The organism is Peribacillus asahii, from assembly GCF_004006295.1.
GTDB lineage: Bacteria > Bacillota > Bacilli > Bacillales > DSM-1321 > Peribacillus > Peribacillus asahii_A.
In genome coordinates this window covers 4,716,614-4,734,131 of sequence record NZ_CP026095.1, presented here as the reverse complement: position 1 = coordinate 4,734,131, position 17,518 = coordinate 4,716,614, and the positions used below count along the sequence as shown (strand labels likewise).

Sequence of the window (17,518 nt, the reverse complement as noted above, 5' to 3'; positions counted from 1 at the left end):
CAACGTTCCTTATATTGTTTGGTGACGATAGCGAAGAGGTCACACCCGTTCCCATTCCGAACACGGAAGTTAAGCTCTTCAGCGCCGATGGTAGTTGGGGGTTTCCCCCTGTGAGAGTAGGACGTCGCCAAGCAAGCCCTTATTTTGGGTTAGGTATGGCCCCTTGGTCAAGCGGTTAAGACACCGCCCTTTCACGGCGGTAACACGGGTTCGAATCCCGTAGGGGTCACCATTTTGGAGGATTAGCTCAGCTGGGAGAGCATCTGCCTTACAAGCAGAGGGTCGGCGGTTCGATCCCGTCATCCTCCACCATTTATATGCCGGTGTAGCTCAATTGGTAGAGCAACTGACTTGTAATCAGTAGGTTGGGGGTTCAAGTCCTCTTGCCGGCACCATTTGGACGAGTCATTAGCTCAGTTGGTAGAGCATCTGACTTTTAATCAGAGGGTCGCAGGTTCGAATCCTGCATGACTCACCATATTGCGGGTGTGGCGGAATTGGCAGACGCACCAGACTTAGGATCTGGCGCCGCAAGGCGTGGGGGTTCGACTCCCTTCACCCGCATTATTATGCGGAAGTAGTTCAGTGGTAGAATACAACCTTGCCAAGGTTGGGGTCGCGGGTTCGAATCCCGTCTTCCGCTCCACTTTTCGCAAAGTGCCGGGGTGGCGGAACTGGCAGACGCACAGGACTTAAAATCCTGCGGTAGGTGACTACCGTACCGGTTCGATTCCGGTCCTCGGCACCATTTTAATATGCGCCCGTAGCTCAATTGGATAGAGCGTCTGACTACGGATCAGAAGGTTATGGGTTCGACTCCTTTCGGGCGCGCCATATTATATGCGGGAAGTAGCTCAGCTTGGTAGAGCACTTGGTTTGGGACCAAGGGGTCGCAGGTTCGAATCCTGTCTTCCCGACCATGATACTTATAAATGATATGGGGCCTTAGCTCAGCTGGGAGAGCGCCTGCCTTGCACGCAGGAGGTCAGCGGTTCGATCCCGCTAGGCTCCACCATAAATTCATTCAATTTTATCCTTAAGTTTGGCGGTGTAGCTCAGCTGGCTAGAGCGTACGGTTCATACCCGTGAGGTCGGGGGTTCGATCCCCTCCGCCGCTACCAATTATTAAGGTTTTAATACGGAGGTATACCCAAGTCCGGCTGAAGGGATCGGTCTTGAAAACCGACAGGGGGGTCAAACCCCGCGGGGGTTCGAATCCCTCTACCTCCTCCATTTTTTTTACAATATTTAATTTTTTACCGTCGCGGGGTGGAGCAGTCCGGTAGCTCGTCGGGCTCATAACCCGAAGGTCGCAGGTTCAAATCCTGTCCCCGCAATATGGTCCGGTAGTTCAGTTGGTTAGAATGCCTGCCTGTCACGCAGGAGGTCGCGGGTTCGAGTCCCGTCCGGACCGCCATATTATTTATCTTAAATGTTTTGGCTCAGTAGCTCAGTCGGTAGAGCAAAGGACTGAAAATCCTTGTGTCGGCGGTTCGATTCCGTCCTGAGCCATCTTCTTATTTACCCTTATCTTATAAGGCAATATGGAGGGGTAGCGAAGTGGCTAAACGCGGCGGACTGTAAATCCGCTCCTTCGGGTTCGGCAGTTCGAATCTGCCCCCCTCCACCATTTTATTGTTTATAGGGGTATAGTTTAAAGGTAGAACTAAGGTCTCCAAAACCTTCAGTGTGGGTTCGATTCCTACTACCCCTGCCAATTATAATTATGGCGATTGTGGCGAAGTGGTTAACGCATCGGATTGTGGTTCCGACATTCGTGGGTTCGATTCCCATCAGTCGCCCCATTTCATTTTTACTGTTGGGCTATAGCCAAGCGGTAAGGCAGCGGATTTTGATTCCGTCATGCGAAGGTTCGAATCCTTCTAGCCCAGTCAACGGCAGCATAGCCAAGTGGTAAGGCAGAGGTCTGCAAAACCTTTATCCCCGGTTCAAATCCGGGTGTTGCCTCCAATTTCATATGCGGGTGTAGTTTAGTGGTAAAACCTCAGCCTTCCAAGCTGATGATGAGGGTTCGATTCCCTTCACCCGCTCCAAAATGGGCCTATAGCTCAGCTGGTTAGAGCGCACGCCTGATAAGCGTGAGGTCGGTGGTTCGAGTCCACTTAGGCCCACCATTTATACTTTTTATTGTTCCGCAGTAGCTCAGTGGTAGAGCATTCGGCTGTTAACCGAACGGTCGTAGGTTCGAGTCCTACCTGCGGAGCCATTTTTATAGTTAAGAAGTAATACATTAATCCTAATAAGGGTTATTTTTTTTGTCTAATAATAGTAAAGAATCAGCCTCTTTGAAGAAGTGTTGGTTCTTTTTTTATTTTATCAATTGCAAATATACGTTATGATGTAGAGAGCTTTGTATATAATAATGGATAATTATATGATGGAGAGATTAGATGGAAGATCAGAGAAGTTTGAACAGCATTATAGATGTATGTTTATTAGCAGGAAAGATTATGCTTGAGAATGGGGCGGAGACATATCGAGTAGAAGATACGATGATTCGGATTGCATCTGCATTTGGATGTAAGGAGTCTCAAAGCTTTTCAACGCCAACGGGGATTATTTTCTCTCTAGATGGTGATTATCCTATTTCTAAAGTAATTCGAATCTCTCATCGCTCGACAGATTTACATAAGGTAACGTTGGTTAATAGCATTTCAAGGAGTGTTACGAATAAGGAGTTAACAGTAAGAGAAGCCTATATCAAACTGAAGGAATTGGAGAAAGCAAATGTAGCTTACCCTCTTTGGATTCAGATTTTTGCAGCGTTTATTTCAAGTGGCTGTTTTACTATTATGTTTAATGGACAGTGGAATGATTTTATCTGGGCTTGCATAGCTGGCGGGTTAGGATTTGCGTGTTTACTTCATTTACACCGACTATTGGAAGTAAGGTTCTTTGCTGAATTTATTGCTTCTTTTGTAATTGGGGTAGCAGCGTTTTGGTTTATGTACATAGGCCTTGGTAGTGAGTTAGATAAAATTATTATCGGCGCTGTGATGCCGCTTGTACCAGGGCTGTTAATTACAAATGCTGCTCGAGATTTAATTGCAGGGCATTTAGTTTCAGGTTTAGCGAAGGGAGCCGATGCAGGCTTAACTGCTTTAGCAATTGGAGCAGGAATTGCCGTTGCTTTCGTTATTCTATGAGGAGGGAAAGGGTGTTTGAACAGGTTGTAACTAGTTTTATTGCCTCGGCTGCTTTTGGCGTTCTCTTTAATGCTCCAAAGCAGTCTTTAATAAAATGCGGGCTTGTTGGTATGATTGGATGGGTTTTATATTATGGACTGGTTGAGATAGAATATGATAGTATTTTTGCTACTTTAGTGGCAGCTTTTGTTGTTGGGGTTATTAGTCAGTTTTTTGCAAAAAGATATAAAATGCCAATTATTATTTTTACCATTGCAGGCATTATTCCGCTTGTGCCGGGCGGCTTGTCCTATGATGCGATGAAGCATTTTGTTGAAAATGATTACAATGTGGCTGTTCAATTGGCTGCGAAAGTATGTATGCTGGCTGGAGCAATTGCGATGGGGATTATTTTTGCAGAAGTAATGAATCAATTAATGATTAAATATAATAGAAGAAAACAAAGTGAGAAAGGGGCTCCGTTGAAATAACGGGCCCCTTTCTCTATTACAGATTTCCCGAACGAGAAAGCCCACTTCTTTAGAGGTGGGATGATAGTGAGGTCGAACCAGGCGTGTCTCGTGACACGTTAATAGTTCGATTTTTTTCGTGTTGTGGGCGTACTTCTTGTGGACGGAACGTACGTTCTCGTATAATGGTTTTATAGAAAACAAGAGAGGAGGAAAAAACATGTTTGTCACACACTCATTTCGTATTCCCTATGAGAAATATCTATATGAAGAATTGAGAATGATGCAGAGAGAAGCGGCTTCTGTATGGAATGATATCGTTCGAGAAGCGACTTCTTATTATGTTTCTCGTAAAAAGTGGTTAAGTAAAACAGAGATTCAATCTGTTCGAAAACAAACGTATCAGCTCCATTCTCAGACTGTTCAAGCCATTGCGGATAAGTATGAAGCGAATCGAGAAACGATTCGACAGCTTCGAAAAACGGATAAAAAAGCGAAGTATCCGTGGAGAAGAAAATACTATTATTGCATCCCATAAAAAAAAGCATCGATGGATATAACCAAAGATACCATTTCGATAAAAAAGGCATCCTATGGATTTTCACTTCCTGAATTGTTGACTAAAAAGAAAAAGAAGAATTGGAACGAAAAATTCCCCAGAAATCCATCGTGATGTAAACGGAGCACAAAATATTGCCCGTAAAAAACATACGATGGCAGTCCAACCTCTTCATTCGATCCTATTCAAACAATCGATTTGGTACAAACGCTTTTTGTCTGAAGAAATCAGACAAAAAACGAAACATCCAAAGGATAAACCGAAGAAAGAACCAAGTATCGCCAGTCGAATGGCGTAGTGGCACCGACCTTGCCCTTTTGAAAGACTGTTTTTCTCTCAAAAGTTGCTCGCCTAAGTTTCACCCCTACATCTTCCTGTGGAAGTTTGTAAGTGGAATGTTTGCGAGAAAGAACCCCACTGTCTTCAGTCGTGGGAGTGGTCAGGAGATACTCTGTTCAACGAGGGAATGTTGAAAGGAGCTTGTTTATGAAAAAATGGAAACGCTGAGTTCTGTTTCGGATACGATGATGTTGATGCTTGGAGGGATAGCGAGTATTTCATTGCTTGTTGGTGGAATTGGCATTATGAATATTATGCTTGTGTCAGTTTCGGAGCGGACAAAGGAAATTGGAATTAGAAAAGGGAAAGTGCCTTGGTCAGTTTCACTTTATTAATCAGAAAGCAGGCTTTATCTAGTCTGCTTTCTTTCATATAGAGGAAAAGATACAATAATAACACAGTATCTGTTGGAAAACTTGTGAGGAGGGGAGTTATGTTGAAGGTATTAGTTGTAGAAGATAATGCTGCACTGCTACAATCGATTAAACAAATCTTAGCCGATGAGTATGAAGTAGATGCAGCGGACAATGGTGATGATGGTTTATTTATGGCACAGCAAAATATTTACGATGTGATTCTTTTAGATGTGATGCTGCCGGGGATGGATGGATTCGAAATTGTTCAACGAATGAGGAAAGAGAAGATTAATACAAGTGTTCTTTTTTTAACAGCGAAGGATGGGTTGGAAGATCGCGTACGCGGATTAGAGATGGGGGGCGATGATTATTTAGTGAAGCCATTCCAAGCACCCGAATTAAAAGCGAGGATTCGCGCGCTTTTAAGGAGAAGTGGTATTCTATCATTAGAAGCGAACATTACGTATCGCGGTATCGAACTACAGGGAAAAGAAAAGGACATTCTCGTAGATGGCGATTCGATTAAGCTGACGATGAAACAGTATGAATTACTTGAATATTTAATTCAAAACAAAGGGAAAATTTTGACTCGTGAACAAATTTTTGATCGTATTTGGGGGTTTGACTCGGATACGACCATTGCCATCGTCGAAGTGTTTGTACATCATTTACGGAAAAAACTTGAACCATACCAGTATCATAAAGATATTCAAACGGTTCGAGGAGTCGGTTATATGCTAAACCAAGCTTAAGGGGACGAATATGTTTCAAAAGACACGGCTTCGTTTAACGATTTTAAATTCGATTGTTTTTATTATTATTATTATTTTACTAAGCAGGATTATTTATTTTTATACGGAAACACAAGTATATCGTGAGGTTGATGAATCGCTTCTGCAGCAAATGGATCGAGGAAGGTTAAAGTTGCCTCCAGGAGAATTTTTATTAGGGCCTGGCCCGAGTGTGATTATTTGGAGTCCTGAACAGACGATTTTAGAGCCGCGATTAAGTGATGATAACTTCTTTAAAGTAAATGAGAATCAGTTTTATCCAGCCCAATTTGATGAAATTGAAGAGATTCGGGTTCAAGGAGCAACGTATCGGGCCTTGTCTACAAAGGTAGATACAGAATATGGGGAGATGACCATTCAATTTATTCGAAATGTGGATGCGGAGCGGGTGATGTTGGATCAGTTATTCATGATTTTGTTAGTGGGCGGTGGTTTAGGCAGTTTAGTCGCTATTGCAGCAGGTTACTTTTTGGCAGGAAGGGCACTTATCCCCATTAGGAAATCATGGGAACAACAACAACGCTTTGTTTCTGATGCTTCACATGAAATTCGTACACCACTTGCCGTTATCCAATCAAGAACCGATTTGCTCTTTCAATCACCAAATGCCACGATTCAAGAAAAAGCGGTCGATGTTTCAATCATTTCAAAAGAAGTACGCCGCTTAAATAAATTAGTGAACGGATTACTGACATTGACGAGAACAGACTCTAATCAAATGGAAGTGAAAAAAGCCAATTTCTTTTTAGACGAGTTGATTGCAGAAATTGTAGAACATTATGCAGATATTGCATCTTTTCAGGAAAAAATGATGACGAAATATGTACCAGAGCAGATTGTTTTTCTAGGTGATAAAGAACGTATTCATCAATTGCTCGTTATCTTAATTGATAATGCGTTAAAGTTTACTCATGAAGGCTGTGAAATTCATCTTTCTTGTACGAAAAATGCTTCTTTCATTCAGCTTGTAGTTGAAGATAATGGGCAAGGCATTCCGCAAGCTGACATTTCAAAGATTTTTGATCGTTTTTATCAAGTGGAGCAATCGCGTACAGCTAATGAAGGCTCTGGACTTGGTTTATCGATTGCGAAATGGATTGTAGAGACTCATCAAGGAACAATTAAAGTAACGAGTGAAGAAAATAAAAAAACGCGGTTTGAAATAAACTTCCCGCGAAATCAGAAGAATAAATAAGGAACCTGCTGACAAACAGGTTCCTTTTCTTATGCACTTAGATTTTAAATGAGCTTTTTAATTCAACAATTTGGTTAAAGACGATGTGGTCAGCTGTTGAAAGCTTCGGATCAACATTATAGTAACCATGACGGAAGAATTGATATTTAGCTTGTGGTTGAACGTCTTTCATATTTGGCTCCACAAATCCTTGGAAAACTTCTAATGACTTTGGATTGACTAGCTCTAAGAATGTTTTTTCTTCTTGTTCTTCATCCTCACCATTTTCATCTAAAATTAATGGTTGATAGTTACGGAATTCAGCTGGTACAGCATGAGTAGCATCTACCCAGTGTAATGTCCCTTTGACTTTACGGCCTGTAAAGCCTGAGCCGCTCTTTGTTTCTGGATCATATGTGCAATGAAGTTCTACTACATTGCCATCTTGGTCTTTAATCACTTCTTCACATTTAATGAAGTAAGCGTGCTTTAAACGCACTTCATTTCCTGGGAAAAGGCGGAAGTATTTCTTTGGCGGGTTTTCCATAAAGTCATCTTGTTCAATATAAATTTCACGAGAAAACGGAATTTGGCGAGTCCCCATTTCTGGAACTTCTGGATTGATTTCTGCCTCTAACCATTCCACTTCTCCTTCTGGATAGTTCGTAATCACCACTTTAAGCGGTTTGATAATCCCCATTGTTCTCGGTGCTTTTAATTTTAAATCTTCACGGACAAAGTGGTCGAGCATTCGGCTATCCACCGTTCCCGATGTTTTGGCTACACCGATTTCATGACAAAATGCACGAATCGCTTCCGGTGTATAGCCACGTCTTCTTAACCCTGAAATGGTTGGCATACGAGGGTCATCCCAGCCATCCACGAATTTTTCATCGACAAGTTGCTTTAACTTACGTTTACTCATAACGGTATTTGTTAAGTTGAGACGACCAAACTCATATTGACGAGGCACGCTCGGCATTTCACAATTTTCAACTATCCAGTCATAGAAAGGACGTTGATCCTCAAATTCTAACGTACAAATAGAGTGAGTAACCCCTTCAATAGCATCTTCAAGAGGGTGGGCAAATGCATACATTGGGTAAATGCACCACTTGTTCCCTGTATTATGATGTTCTGTATGGCTAATACGGTAAATAACAGGGTCACGTAAGTTAATATTCGGTGAAGCCATATCAATTTTTGCACGAAGGACTTTTTCACCGTTCGCAAATTCACCGCTGCGCATTCTTTCAAATAGTTCAAGGTTTTCTTCGATTGTACGAGTACGATAAGGGCTATCTTTTCCCGGCTCTGTTAGCGTGCCGCGATATTCACGGATTTCATCTGCATTTAAGTCATCGACGTAGGCTAAGCCCTTTTTAATAAGTAAAATGGCTCTTTCATACATTTCGTCAAAGTAATTAGATGCAAAGAATAAGTTATCCCAATCATAGCCGAGCCATTTAACATCTTCTTTGATAGAGTTCACATATTCGATGTCTTCTTTTACTGGATTGGTATCGTCAAATCGTAGATTCGTTTTGCCGTTAAACTCATCTGCAACACCGAAGTTTAAAATAATAGATTTAGCATGACCGATATGTAAATAGCCGTTCGGTTCTGGAGGGAATCGTGTGATGATATGATTATGTTTTCCAGATTCTAAATCTTCTTTAATGATATTTCTGATAAAATTCGAAGAGTTATGTTCCAACTAATTCGACCTCTTTCATTTATATACTTCTTTTAATTTTACCTGTATATGTATCATAAATACAGACTTTTTTCCACGTTTGATTGTTGAAGGAGCAATTTGGACATGATTTTATTTGTATGGTAGACAGCCATTTCCTTGTTTCTATTTTACCCATTTTTAGTGGTGTTAAAATTAAGAAAAATCTAAACCTTCACTTCTTATAAACAAGCAGTAAAGAACGATGTATAGTTACTTTCCCTCTATGACCATATTGAAGTATAATGTATCAATAACAAAAGAAGGGTAGTTGGGAAAAGTGAGCAACTTTGTGCAAGAACAATTACGAGCATATCGTAAAAAAAATGAAAATATCGGTCGTTTAATTATAAAGTGTCCAGATCGACCAGGCATTGTCGCTACGGTCACAGCATTTCTAAAAGAGCATAATGCAAATATTGTTGAACTAAGTCAGTATTCCATGAATCCTGAAGGCGGCACATTCTTTACGAGAATTGAATTTGAATGTCCAGATTTAAAGAAGCAGGCGGAAAAGCTGGAACAGGAATTCCAAGAAGTAGCTGACCAATTTTCAATGGAATGGAAGTTTAATTATGTAAGTGATTTAAAGCGAGCGGCCATTTTTGTATCAAAAGAACCGCATTGCCTGCTGGAGTTGCTTTGGGAGTGGCAAAGCGGCGATTTAATGATGGATATTGCGCTTGTTATTAGCAATCATGAAGATGCAAGAGAAACGGTTGAAGCGCTGCAAATCCCTTATTATTATATTCCAGCTAATAAAGACATTCGTAAAGAAGTAGAAGAGAAGCAGTTAAAATTATTGCAAGTGTTTGAAGTTGATTTAATTATTTTAGCTCGCTATATGCAAATTCTAACACCAGATTTCGTAGCGGCTCATCCAAATAAAATTATTAATATTCATCATTCATTCTTGCCTGCTTTTATCGGTGCAAGACCGTATGAGCGTGCGTATGATCGTGGTGTAAAGCTAATTGGAGCGACTTCTCATTACGTAACGAATGATTTAGATGAAGGTCCAATTATTGAACAAGATATCGGCCGTGTGAATCACCGTGATTCAGCTGAAGATATGAAAAAAGCAGGGCGTACAATCGAACGCCGAGTGCTTGCTCGTGCTGTTAAATGGCATATTGAAGACCGTGTGATTGTTCACGGTAATAAAACGGTTGTCTTCTAATAACTATATTCAACTCGAACGGTTGCTGTAATATTGAGCTCTCCTGGTTTAAAAGGTGTCGGTGTAGAACTTTCCTTCGCATAGGTGCTTGCTTGCAAAACTATAGGTGGGCGAGCTGCTGATAGTTCTTCAATCTGAACGGGGAGCGGATGTAAGGATGTTCCTAATGTCTCTGTTAATGTAAGAGCTTTTTTATGGGCATTTTTTAAGGCTAGTGATAGTGCTTGGTTATAATAGACGTCTGGATTGGACAAGGAAAAATGGACATTAGAAACAGAATTGGCTCCTTGTTTGACAGCCGTATCGACAATTGTACCAACATGTTCAATATCATTTGTTTTGATTTGAATCATATGAAGAACTTTGTACTTATGAAAGATTTCTTTACCGTCCACGTAATTGTATTGAGGGTCGATCCGATAGTCACTCGTTTTGATGTTGTTTTCAGGGATGCCTATCTTACTCAAAGCATCTAGAATTTGTGCAATCGTTTGAGAATTTTCTTGCTGTGCAATTTTTGGGTCTACATTTTCAGTCACAACGCCAAGTGTAATAATGGCTTGGTCAGGGGCTATCTGTAATGTTTCTTCACCCGTTACTTTGACTGTTTGCTGATTAGAACGATGTGGAGTAGTGGAAAAGGGATTGATATGATTCATTCTTGTCACCAACCTTTTTAAAAATGCTATTAAACATTGTACGAAACGGTTGCAGAAAACATGACCTAATAAAAAGTAAAAAGGATGAATGCGTGTAGAATGATGCATTCATCCTTTTTTGTTTTTTAATGATGAATCACTTGCACGCGTCCGACCTGTCCATCTGTTAGCCTGACTTTAATTCCATGCGGGTGGGTGCTTGATTTTGTTAAAATGTCTTTTACGATTCCCTTTGTTCGTTTGCCAGTACGTTGGTCAGCTTTTAAAACGATTTCAACGGATAGCCCAGGGGTGATGTCTTTTCGATTTTGTCCGTTCATGTTTAATCCTATCTTTCCTCTTGTTTTCTGCTTTAATTAGGCAGTACCTTAAGTATAAATGAAAAAGATCGGATTGCATTATTCATTTTGTAACTTCTTCAATGGCTCGACTGCAGGTCCATCTAATACTTCTCCCTCAATTGAATAGCGTGAACCATGACAAGGGCAATCCCAAGTGCGTTCTCCACTGTTCCAACTCACTTCACAGCCCATATGGGTGCACGTTGAATCAACGATATGCAGCTTGCCGTCGTGATCCCGATAGCATCCTGCCTTCCGCCCTTTAAAATTAATAATTGCTCCTTCATCATTCATTAAATCATCTGGAGTTGTATAGGCATAAGTAAGTTTTCCACCAATGAGATGTTTTGCGACATCTAGATTGTCTTTTATCATATTCCCCCAGCCGTTTACACGGGAAGGGCTATATAATTCTGCATATCGATTTGGTTGCTCTAAAACGTAATCAGCTAGTATTTTTGCAGCGATTGTTCCATTGGTCATCCCCCATTTTGCATAGCCGGTTGCAATAAGCACATCTGGGTGTCCATCGGTTACGGGACCGACAAATGGCAGATTATCGGGTGTAACAATATCTTGTGCTGACCAACGATATGGAATTTCTTTTACACTTAAATACTGCTCACTGAAGTCTTGGAGAGCAGCATAATGTTGATAGGTTGGCATGCCTTGACCAGGTTTATGACTTTCGCCGCCAACTAAAATCAGCTTTTCCCCGTTCATTTCTGTATAGCGAAGCGAGCGAGTAGGACTGTCAGCACTATAGTACATTCCATTCGGGAAGTCTTCTTCTAATTTAATACCGAGTATATAGGAACGTTCTACATGCACTCGGGCAAAGTATAATCCTGTTTCATCATTAAATGGAAAATGAGAAGCAACAATGATTTTATTAGCGATTAACTTATGTCCATTTCTTAATAAAATAGTCAATTTTCCATCATCGACAATTTTCATAGCGGTTGTTTGTTCATATAGCGCACCGCCGTTTTCTAAAATAGAAGGGATGAGCGCCGTTAAGTATTTTAATGGATGAAATTGAGCTTGATCTTTCATGATGAGTGCTGCTTGACAAGGAATGGAGAAGGGGATGGAATCTACATACTCCCCATCAATACCAAGCTCTTCATAAGCCGACAGTTCACTTTTGATTTGTTGAACAGATTGCTCTGTGTTGCCATATACATAGGCATCTTGTGAGCTGAAATCGCAATCTATGGAATGCTTTTCAACTAACTCCTTTATGTAATCGATTGCTTCGCGATTTGCCTCATAATAAAGTTTTGCTTGATCGCCGCCGTGCTGTTGAATTAATTGATGATAAATTAGACCATGTTGAGCGGTGATTTTTGCTGTCGTATGTCCAGTTGTTCCAGTGAGAATATTACCTGCCTCAATGAGTGTTACTTTCTTACCCTGTTGAGTCAGTAAATAAGCCGTAGTAATCCCTGTAATACCACCTCCGACAATTGCGATATCGGTTTCTAAGTCTTCTTCTAGTTTTTCAAATGTTGGAATTGTAGTTGAATCAAGCCAGTATGGTTCCGGGGTTTTCGGTAATTGTTGTTCAGAATCAGCCATCAAAATATTCCTCCATTGTTCGTAATATAGTCATGTATTATTCTTTCCAAATGCTTCATTTTTAATCGATGCATACTTTTTTGTAAACTTGTAAACAGATTTTGTAAACATGTATACGAGTTGTGTACACATGTTTACATTTTTGTATACGTGTACACAAAGATGTAAACATGTAAACGAAATTTGTAAACTTGTACACATGTTTACAGACTTCGTTTACATGTTGATATGGCGCGATGTGTACATAAAAGTATACAAATCGGTCTAATGTTTTATGGACAATATGTAAAATATTACCTATAATAATAGTAGTTTGATTATATTTTCATAGAAGGGAATGTTTACGAATGAGTACTAGAGTTGCCGCAATAGACGTAGGAAATGATGCCGTTAAAGCACTTTTTGGAAAGCTAGACTCTGAATTGTATATCCCAAATGTGATTGCTAGAGATATTGAAGACCGTCCGATTATTGGGATTGAAGACCTCAATGAAAACAACCCGTTAGATGGACTTCATATTAGACTCCATTCTCCAGCACTCCAAGCGAATAATGTGATTTATCGTGTTGGCTATTTAGCGACGAAAAGTGATAATCCAACTGAGCTGGATATTGGAAGTAGTAAATCTGAAGAAGATCAGACATTAGTTATGCTGTTTGCTGCTCTTGCATTAGATGCTGTTCAGCAAGCGAGTACAGGTGTATTTAAAGTAAACAAATCCGTAGTAGAAGCCAATTATACGCTAGGAACAGGCTTGCCCCTTCGTGAAGTAAAGGAAGGAAAAGACGTTGGCTATCGTTCGAAGCTGTTAGGTTCTGTTCATCAAGTTGAATTTTTAGTGACACCTAAATATCAGGGGATGAAGGTAAACCTTAAATTTGACGAGGTAAAAGTGTATCCGGAAGGCTTTGCTGCTTATATTAATCTAGTTATGGATAATGAATTAAAGGTTATTAACCGTGATTTAATTGATAAACAAATTTTGATTCAGGATATCGGAGGACTATCTACAGATATTGCTGTAATCAAAAATCGAAAAGTAGATGATGATAAAGCAAGAGGTTTTAACTTAGGAGTTGCTGAGGCATTAGAAGCTATTCGTGAAGAGATTCGTAAAAAACATGGCGTAGAATTAGATAGCCGTCGTGATGTCGTTGAAATTATTACAAAGAAAAACGATCGCAATCATATTATGGTGCGTGGTAGCCGAACAAGTGTGCATGATATTGTCGATCGTATTTTAGGAGAACTAGCTAAGAAGCAGTACCGCCATCTACGTAATGTTTGGCAGAAGAATTCACAAACGGAAATTTGCTATTTTGTCGGTGGTGGTTCCCTTGTATTAAAAGAGTATTTGAAAACGTTGAATAATAGTTTTGATGGGTATAATATTGATTTCTTTGAAGATGAAAAGGAAAGCGTTTGGATGATGGCTAACGCTTACTATAAGCTTATAGCTGATTTTCATCGTCGTGAAGAAGCTAATAAGAAAAAAGTCGTTACAAATAATAAATAGGTGGCCATATGAGAAAACTAACCTCTGCCGAAATTAAGAGGGGACAAGCGATTACTTTTCGTATCCCTTCAGATACGCCAGATTATGCATTAAAACAGTTACAAAGATTAAAAGAAACAGAGGGGCGTAATTTTTCAAGTAAAGTGGCTCAATTTGTTTTATCTGGGGTGGGAAATGGCCCGCATCAAGATAAGGAGTTCGTTACGCTGCCGTTGCCGCAACGCCTAAGTAAGGCGCAGCGGGATTGGTTAAAGCACGCTCATTCAGAAGCATTGCTCGGTAATATTCTTTACGAGCTTTTGGAGAATCCAATGCGTACGACGGCCTTGCTTTCAGCCTTAAATGGCGGCGAAATGGATGTTCCTGAGCCTCCTATCACTCCTATACGGCGTGAAGCAGAGCGTGAATTGGCGGTTGCAGAGATGCCGGATATCGTCATTGCTCCAACCGTTGAAAATGTGCAAGAGAATGAACCGGAGCAACCGGAGCATCTAGATGTAGAAGAAGGTTTAGATGATCTTCTAGGTGACTTTTTAGCGCAAATGAATAGATGAAAAAAGCCGTGATTTAGCTTAGGGATAACTAATCTAGATCACGGCTTTTATTATGCTAGGAAAATAAGGTGATATAAAAATAACACTGCGAAAAGATAAAGGAGCGGATGGACATTACGAGCTTGTCCCTTTGCGATTTTCATAATCGGATAAGCGATAAAGCCAAGTGCAATCCCGTTTGCAATGCTAGAAGTAAGCGGCATAGCTACGATAATTAAGAAGGCAGGGAATGCTTCATCAAACTCTTTCCAATCGATTTCTGAAATGCTTCGAATCATTAAGCTACCGACAATAATTAAGCTTGGCGATGTAATAGCAGCAACATTGGAAACGGCGCCAACGAGCGGACTGAAAAAGGCGGCAACGGCAAATAATATAGCTACCACTAATGCAGTTAACCCTGTTTTACCACCAGCTCCAACGCCAGCCGAAGATTCAACAGAAGCAGCGGTTGGGCTCGTACCAAACATTGAGCCAACGGTTGCACCGATTGAGTCAGCAAAGAAGGCACTGCCTGGTTTTTCTAGCTTTCCTTTTTTCAGTAGCCCTGCTTGACCGATAATGCCGAGTAGAGCGCCTGTTGTATCAAATAACATGACAAGTAAAAAGGAGAAAATAACTCCGTATAAGCCAAACTCAATCACATCACTAATGGATTGAATCGGATTGTAAACGAGTACGCCCTCAGGCAAGCTAGGTAAAGACATAAAACCATTTGTAAACTTTAGTTGACCTGTGAAAAAGGCAATAATAGCGGTAATAATCATCCCGATAAAAAGAGCACCTTGTACATTGAGTGTCATTAAAACAAGGGCAATAACAAGTCCAATTAACGTTAGGGCAACACCAGGATCACGAAAGTTTCCGATTGTTACTAAGTTAGAGTCGTGATTTGTTACGATACCAGATAATCGTAAGCCAATGAACGTAATGAATAAGCCAATACCGGCACTAATAGCATGTTTTAAATTATTGGGAATCGCTTCAATTAATCTAGTACGGAAAGAGGTCAGAGAAATTAGTAAGAAGATAATTCCTGTCACAAAAACAGCTGAAAAGGCAATGATGTAAGAAATATGATGTGTCCCAAGCACAGAATAAGCAAAGTAAGCGTTTAATCCCATGGCCGGGGCAATAACGATTGGATAATTAGCTAAGAAAGCCATGCATAAGGTTCCAACCAAAGTTGCAATAATAGTTGCGGTAAAGGCTTGATTAAAAGGAACACCAGCATCTGCGAGAATCATCGGATTGACGATAATAATGTATGCCAACGTAAGGAAGGTTGTAATTCCAGCAAGCACTTCCGTTTTGACATTTGTGTTGCGTTCTTGAAGTTTAAACATGCTTTCGCTCCTTTTTATATACAGAAAACTCCTTGCTTTTGGGCAAGGAGGAGGTCACTACTCTCACTTAGAGTAAACACTCGGTATGTATGGATTGTTCGTGATACAAAACATAATAAATTATAGTAGAAAAACAAAGAAAGAACAATAGTTGATTTCATAAAGAAGCTAGCGAAAATATTGGATGAGGAACGTTTTTTAACAAAGGAGAAATGATATACTAACAAAAACAGCTTTCGATGAAGTGAAAATTAAAGAGAGTAGGCATTTATACAATGAAATCATTTAACGAACTTGGCATGAGTTCAGCAGTTGAATACATATTACAAAAACAAGGAATTGAACAGCCGACACCGATTCAGGAACGAGCAATTCCAGAAGTGATGGCAGGAAGAGACGTCATTGCAAAGGCTCAAACTGGAACAGGTAAGACGTTGGCTTTTTTACTTCCGATTATCGAACAGTTAGATGTGCAGGCAGAGAATATTCAAGCATTGATTGTTACTCCAACAAGAGAGCTTGCATTGCAAATTACAGCAGAAGTTCAGAAATTTGCTGCGGATATTGAGCATCTTACGGCGTTAGCGGTGTATGGAGGACAAGATGTCGAGCAGCAATTGAAAAAGCTACAGCGAACGATTTCCATTGTGGTTGCAACACCAGGACGACTGTTAGATCATGTGCGAAGAAGAACGATTGATTTATCGCAAGTCAAAACACTTGTATTGGATGAGGCTGATCAAATGCTTCATATTGGCTTCTTACCAGAAGTCGAGGATATTATCGAAAATCTTCCAGCAGAGCGGCAGACGCTTCTTTTTTCAGCAACGATGCCAGAGCAGGTGCAATATTTAGCGAAACGATTCATGAAATCACCTCTTACTGTTGCTGTTCAAACAGAGCAAGTGACGGTTAAACAAATTCGTCAGCTTGTAATTGAGACGACAGACCGAGCTAAGCAAGCTACTTTAATAAAAGTAATGCGAGAAGAGCAGCCTTTTTTAGCTATGATTTTTTGCCGAACAAAGCGCCGCGTATCGAAGCTGAATGAGGCTTTAAAAGAAGCAGGTTTTCTTTCAGATGAACTTCATGGTGATATTTCACAAGCTAAACGTGAGCGTGTGATGAAAAGCTTCCGTGAAGCGAAATTGCAATATTTGGTGGCGACAGATGTAGCAGCACGAGGGCTGGATGTAGAAGGTGTCACACATGTATTTAATTATGATATTCCAGAGGATGCAGAGAGTTATATTCATCGAATTGGACGAACAGGACGAGCTGGGGAACACGGCTTAGCCATCACATTTATTGCAACAAAGGACGTGAAGCAATTAGAGGAAATTGAATCTGCCATTTCTATGAAAATTGACCGGAGGAGAATAGAAGGAGTGACGATGTTCCAACCAACTGAAGTCGAGGAAAAAAGGAGTCGAAGAAGTGGGCGCTCTTCAGAAAGCCGCGGTCATTCTAGACAAGAGGACAGAGAACGAACTCGACGCAGTTCAAGAAGGGAAGGAGCACGAGATGAACGAGGGCGTGATCCGCGAAGAGTCGATACAGGGGGAAATCGTGGGGAAGACTCAAGAAGTGGAAGAGGACGCGACTCGAGGCGAATGGATACAACGGGTGAAAGAAGTCGTACGGCTAGAAGCGGCGGCTCAAGAAGAAGTGACAGCGGCCGTCGTTCGACGGGGCAGTTAGGCTCTCGCAGTGATTCCTCTTCTCGTACATCCAGAGGAAGAAACGATCGTAGAAGGTAAGTAAGGAGGG

At 40.7% G+C, this 17,518-nt stretch carries 14 protein-coding genes, 23 tRNA genes, 1 rRNA gene and 1 pseudogene; 34 read left to right on the top strand and 5 right to left on the bottom strand.

The window, feature by feature from the left end; translation table 11 throughout:
• Positions 1-17 precede the first annotated feature (17 nt).
• From rrf to BAOM_RS23250, 30 genes and pseudogenes are all read left to right on the top strand, one after another.
• Positions 18-133: ribosomal RNA gene (gene rrf, locus BAOM_RS23395) — 5S ribosomal RNA — on the top strand.
• A 24-nt stretch (positions 134-157) separates the two neighbouring features.
• A tRNA-Glu gene (locus BAOM_RS23390) sits at positions 158-232 on the top strand.
• Between the two features lie 4 nt (positions 233-236).
• Positions 237-312 (top strand) — tRNA-Val (locus BAOM_RS23385).
• Positions 313-319: 7 nt separating this feature from the next.
• Positions 320-395, top strand: a tRNA-Thr gene (locus tag BAOM_RS23380).
• A 7-nt stretch (positions 396-402) separates the two neighbouring features.
• Positions 403-478: transfer RNA gene (locus BAOM_RS23375), tRNA-Lys, on the top strand.
• 4 nt (positions 479-482) lie between these two features.
• Positions 483-564: transfer RNA gene (locus BAOM_RS23370), tRNA-Leu, on the top strand.
• 7 nt (positions 565-571) lie between these two features.
• Positions 572-646: transfer RNA gene (locus BAOM_RS23365), tRNA-Gly, on the top strand.
• Between the two features lie 13 nt (positions 647-659).
• Positions 660-748, top strand: a tRNA-Leu gene (locus BAOM_RS23360).
• A gap of 9 nt (positions 749-757) precedes the next feature.
• Positions 758-834, top strand: a tRNA-Arg gene (locus tag BAOM_RS23355).
• 9 nt (positions 835-843) lie between these two features.
• A tRNA-Pro gene (locus BAOM_RS23350) sits at positions 844-920 on the top strand.
• Between the two features lie 19 nt (positions 921-939).
• Positions 940-1,015 (top strand) — tRNA-Ala (locus BAOM_RS23345).
• A gap of 29 nt (positions 1,016-1,044) precedes the next feature.
• A tRNA-Met gene (locus BAOM_RS23340) sits at positions 1,045-1,121 on the top strand.
• Between the two features lie 19 nt (positions 1,122-1,140).
• Positions 1,141-1,233 (top strand) — tRNA-Ser (locus BAOM_RS23335).
• Positions 1,234-1,263: 30 nt separating this feature from the next.
• Positions 1,264-1,337 (top strand) — tRNA-Met (locus BAOM_RS23330).
• Between the two features lie 3 nt (positions 1,338-1,340).
• Positions 1,341-1,417 (top strand) — tRNA-Asp (locus tag BAOM_RS23325).
• A gap of 22 nt (positions 1,418-1,439) precedes the next feature.
• Positions 1,440-1,512: transfer RNA gene (locus tag BAOM_RS23320), tRNA-Phe, on the top strand.
• A 34-nt stretch (positions 1,513-1,546) separates the two neighbouring features.
• Positions 1,547-1,630: transfer RNA gene (locus tag BAOM_RS23315), tRNA-Tyr, on the top strand.
• Between the two features lie 13 nt (positions 1,631-1,643).
• Positions 1,644-1,717 (top strand) — tRNA-Trp (locus BAOM_RS23310).
• 12 nt (positions 1,718-1,729) lie between these two features.
• Positions 1,730-1,805: transfer RNA gene (locus BAOM_RS23305), tRNA-His, on the top strand.
• A gap of 15 nt (positions 1,806-1,820) precedes the next feature.
• Positions 1,821-1,892: transfer RNA gene (locus tag BAOM_RS23300), tRNA-Gln, on the top strand.
• A gap of 5 nt (positions 1,893-1,897) precedes the next feature.
• A tRNA-Cys gene (locus BAOM_RS23295) sits at positions 1,898-1,971 on the top strand.
• Positions 1,972-1,980: 9 nt separating this feature from the next.
• Positions 1,981-2,054 (top strand) — tRNA-Gly (locus tag BAOM_RS23290).
• Between the two features lie 4 nt (positions 2,055-2,058).
• A tRNA-Ile gene (locus tag BAOM_RS23285) sits at positions 2,059-2,135 on the top strand.
• A 17-nt stretch (positions 2,136-2,152) separates the two neighbouring features.
• A tRNA-Asn gene (locus BAOM_RS23280) sits at positions 2,153-2,227 on the top strand.
• 184 nt (positions 2,228-2,411) lie between these two features.
• The gene (locus BAOM_RS23275) at positions 2,412-3,167 is read left to right on the top strand and encodes a threonine/serine exporter family protein (RefSeq protein ID WP_127762315.1); all 756 of its coding nucleotides are present in this window, start codon (positions 2,412-2,414) and stop codon (positions 3,165-3,167) included.
• Positions 3,168-3,178: 11 nt separating this feature from the next.
• Positions 3,179-3,637: a threonine/serine exporter family protein gene (locus BAOM_RS23270; RefSeq protein WP_373995312.1), complete on the top strand. Its 459-nt coding sequence runs from the start codon at positions 3,179-3,181 to the stop codon at positions 3,635-3,637.
• A gap of 199 nt (positions 3,638-3,836) precedes the next feature.
• Positions 3,837-4,154 (top strand): hypothetical protein, encoded by a 318-nt coding sequence (locus BAOM_RS25275; protein ID WP_252282870.1) that lies wholly within the window; start codon positions 3,837-3,839, stop codon positions 4,152-4,154.
• A 560-nt stretch (positions 4,155-4,714) separates the two neighbouring features.
• A pseudogene (locus BAOM_RS24775) lies at positions 4,715-4,816 on the top strand (FtsX-like permease family protein); the annotation flags it as partial.
• Positions 4,817-4,950: 134 nt separating this feature from the next.
• On the top strand, positions 4,951-5,622 hold the full coding sequence (locus BAOM_RS23255) for a response regulator transcription factor (RefSeq protein WP_127762710.1): 672 nt from the start codon (positions 4,951-4,953) through the stop codon (positions 5,620-5,622).
• 10 nt (positions 5,623-5,632) lie between these two features.
• On the top strand, positions 5,633-6,856 hold the full coding sequence (locus BAOM_RS23250) for a sensor histidine kinase (protein ID WP_127762313.1): 1,224 nt from the start codon (positions 5,633-5,635) through the stop codon (positions 6,854-6,856).
• Positions 6,857-6,893: 37 nt separating this feature from the next.
• On the opposite strand, the gene BAOM_RS23245 is transcribed toward BAOM_RS23250, so the two are convergent.
• A complete protein-coding gene (locus BAOM_RS23245; RefSeq protein WP_127762312.1) occupies positions 6,894-8,552 on the bottom strand; it encodes a glutamine--tRNA ligase/YqeY domain fusion protein in 1,659 nt (552 codons plus the stop codon).
• Positions 8,553-8,850: 298 nt separating this feature from the next.
• Here BAOM_RS23245 and purU point away from each other — a divergent pair, with 298 nt between their 5' ends.
• The gene (purU, locus tag BAOM_RS23240) at positions 8,851-9,750 is read left to right on the top strand and encodes a formyltetrahydrofolate deformylase (protein ID WP_127762311.1); all 900 of its coding nucleotides are present in this window, start codon (positions 8,851-8,853) and stop codon (positions 9,748-9,750) included.
• On the opposite strand, the gene BAOM_RS23235 is transcribed toward purU, so the two are convergent.
• From BAOM_RS23235 to BAOM_RS23225, 3 genes are all read right to left on the bottom strand, one after another.
• A complete protein-coding gene (locus BAOM_RS23235; RefSeq protein WP_164853321.1) occupies positions 9,747-10,409 on the bottom strand; it encodes an SIMPL domain-containing protein in 663 nt (220 codons plus the stop codon). The two genes, purU and BAOM_RS23235, sit on opposite strands and share 4 nt — an antisense overlap.
• A 125-nt stretch (positions 10,410-10,534) precedes the next feature.
• Complete coding sequence (locus tag BAOM_RS23230) at positions 10,535-10,729, bottom strand: YwbE family protein (protein WP_127762309.1); 195 nt, start codon at positions 10,727-10,729, stop codon at positions 10,535-10,537.
• A 78-nt stretch (positions 10,730-10,807) separates the two neighbouring features.
• Complete coding sequence (locus BAOM_RS23225; protein ID WP_127762308.1) at positions 10,808-12,331, bottom strand: FAD-dependent oxidoreductase; 1,524 nt, start codon at positions 12,329-12,331, stop codon at positions 10,808-10,810.
• A 347-nt stretch (positions 12,332-12,678) separates the two neighbouring features.
• Between BAOM_RS23225 and BAOM_RS23220 the strand changes: the two genes are divergently transcribed.
• Both BAOM_RS23220 and BAOM_RS23215 read left to right on the top strand, forming a co-directional pair.
• Positions 12,679-13,848: a ParM/StbA family protein gene (locus BAOM_RS23220; protein ID WP_127762307.1), complete on the top strand. Its 1,170-nt coding sequence runs from the start codon at positions 12,679-12,681 to the stop codon at positions 13,846-13,848.
• An 8-nt stretch (positions 13,849-13,856) separates the two neighbouring features.
• Positions 13,857-14,402 (top strand): hypothetical protein, encoded by a 546-nt coding sequence (locus tag BAOM_RS23215; RefSeq protein WP_127762306.1) that lies wholly within the window; start codon positions 13,857-13,859, stop codon positions 14,400-14,402.
• A gap of 50 nt (positions 14,403-14,452) precedes the next feature.
• On the opposite strand, the gene BAOM_RS23210 is transcribed toward BAOM_RS23215, so the two are convergent.
• On the bottom strand, positions 14,453-15,748 hold the full coding sequence (locus BAOM_RS23210) for an NCS2 family permease (protein WP_127762305.1): 1,296 nt from the start codon (positions 15,746-15,748) through the stop codon (positions 14,453-14,455).
• A 275-nt stretch (positions 15,749-16,023) separates the two neighbouring features.
• On the opposite strand from BAOM_RS23210, the gene BAOM_RS23205 reads away from it, so the two are divergent.
• Entirely contained in the window at positions 16,024-17,508 is a 1,485-nt protein-coding gene (locus BAOM_RS23205) for a DEAD/DEAH box helicase (protein WP_127762304.1), read from the top strand.
• The last annotated feature ends 10 nt before the right edge of the window (positions 17,509-17,518 follow it).

Excerpts from the sequence above, each read along its gene's own strand:
- BAOM_RS23275 (WP_127762315.1), top strand. The coding sequence starts at position 2,412 with ATGGAAGATCAGAGAAGTTTGAACAGCATTATAGATGTATGTTTATTA.
- BAOM_RS25275 (WP_252282870.1), top strand. The coding sequence starts at position 3,837 with ATGTTTGTCACACACTCATTTCGTATTCCCTATGAGAAATATCTATAT.
- BAOM_RS23250 (WP_127762313.1), top strand. The coding sequence starts at position 5,633 with ATGTTTCAAAAGACACGGCTTCGTTTAACGATTTTAAATTCGATTGTT.
- BAOM_RS23235 (WP_164853321.1), bottom strand. The coding sequence starts at position 10,409 with ATGAATCATATCAATCCCTTTTCCACTACTCCACATCGTTCTAATCAG.
- BAOM_RS23230 (WP_127762309.1), bottom strand. The coding sequence starts at position 10,729 with ATGAACGGACAAAATCGAAAAGACATCACCCCTGGGCTATCCGTTGAA.
- BAOM_RS23225 (WP_127762308.1), bottom strand. The coding sequence starts at position 12,331 with ATGGCTGATTCTGAACAACAATTACCGAAAACCCCGGAACCATACTGG.
- BAOM_RS23220 (WP_127762307.1), top strand. The coding sequence starts at position 12,679 with ATGAGTACTAGAGTTGCCGCAATAGACGTAGGAAATGATGCCGTTAAA.
- BAOM_RS23215 (WP_127762306.1), top strand. The coding sequence starts at position 13,857 with ATGAGAAAACTAACCTCTGCCGAAATTAAGAGGGGACAAGCGATTACT.
- BAOM_RS23210 (WP_127762305.1), bottom strand. The coding sequence starts at position 15,748 with ATGTTTAAACTTCAAGAACGCAACACAAATGTCAAAACGGAAGTGCTT.
- BAOM_RS23205 (WP_127762304.1), top strand. The coding sequence starts at position 16,024 with ATGAAATCATTTAACGAACTTGGCATGAGTTCAGCAGTTGAATACATA.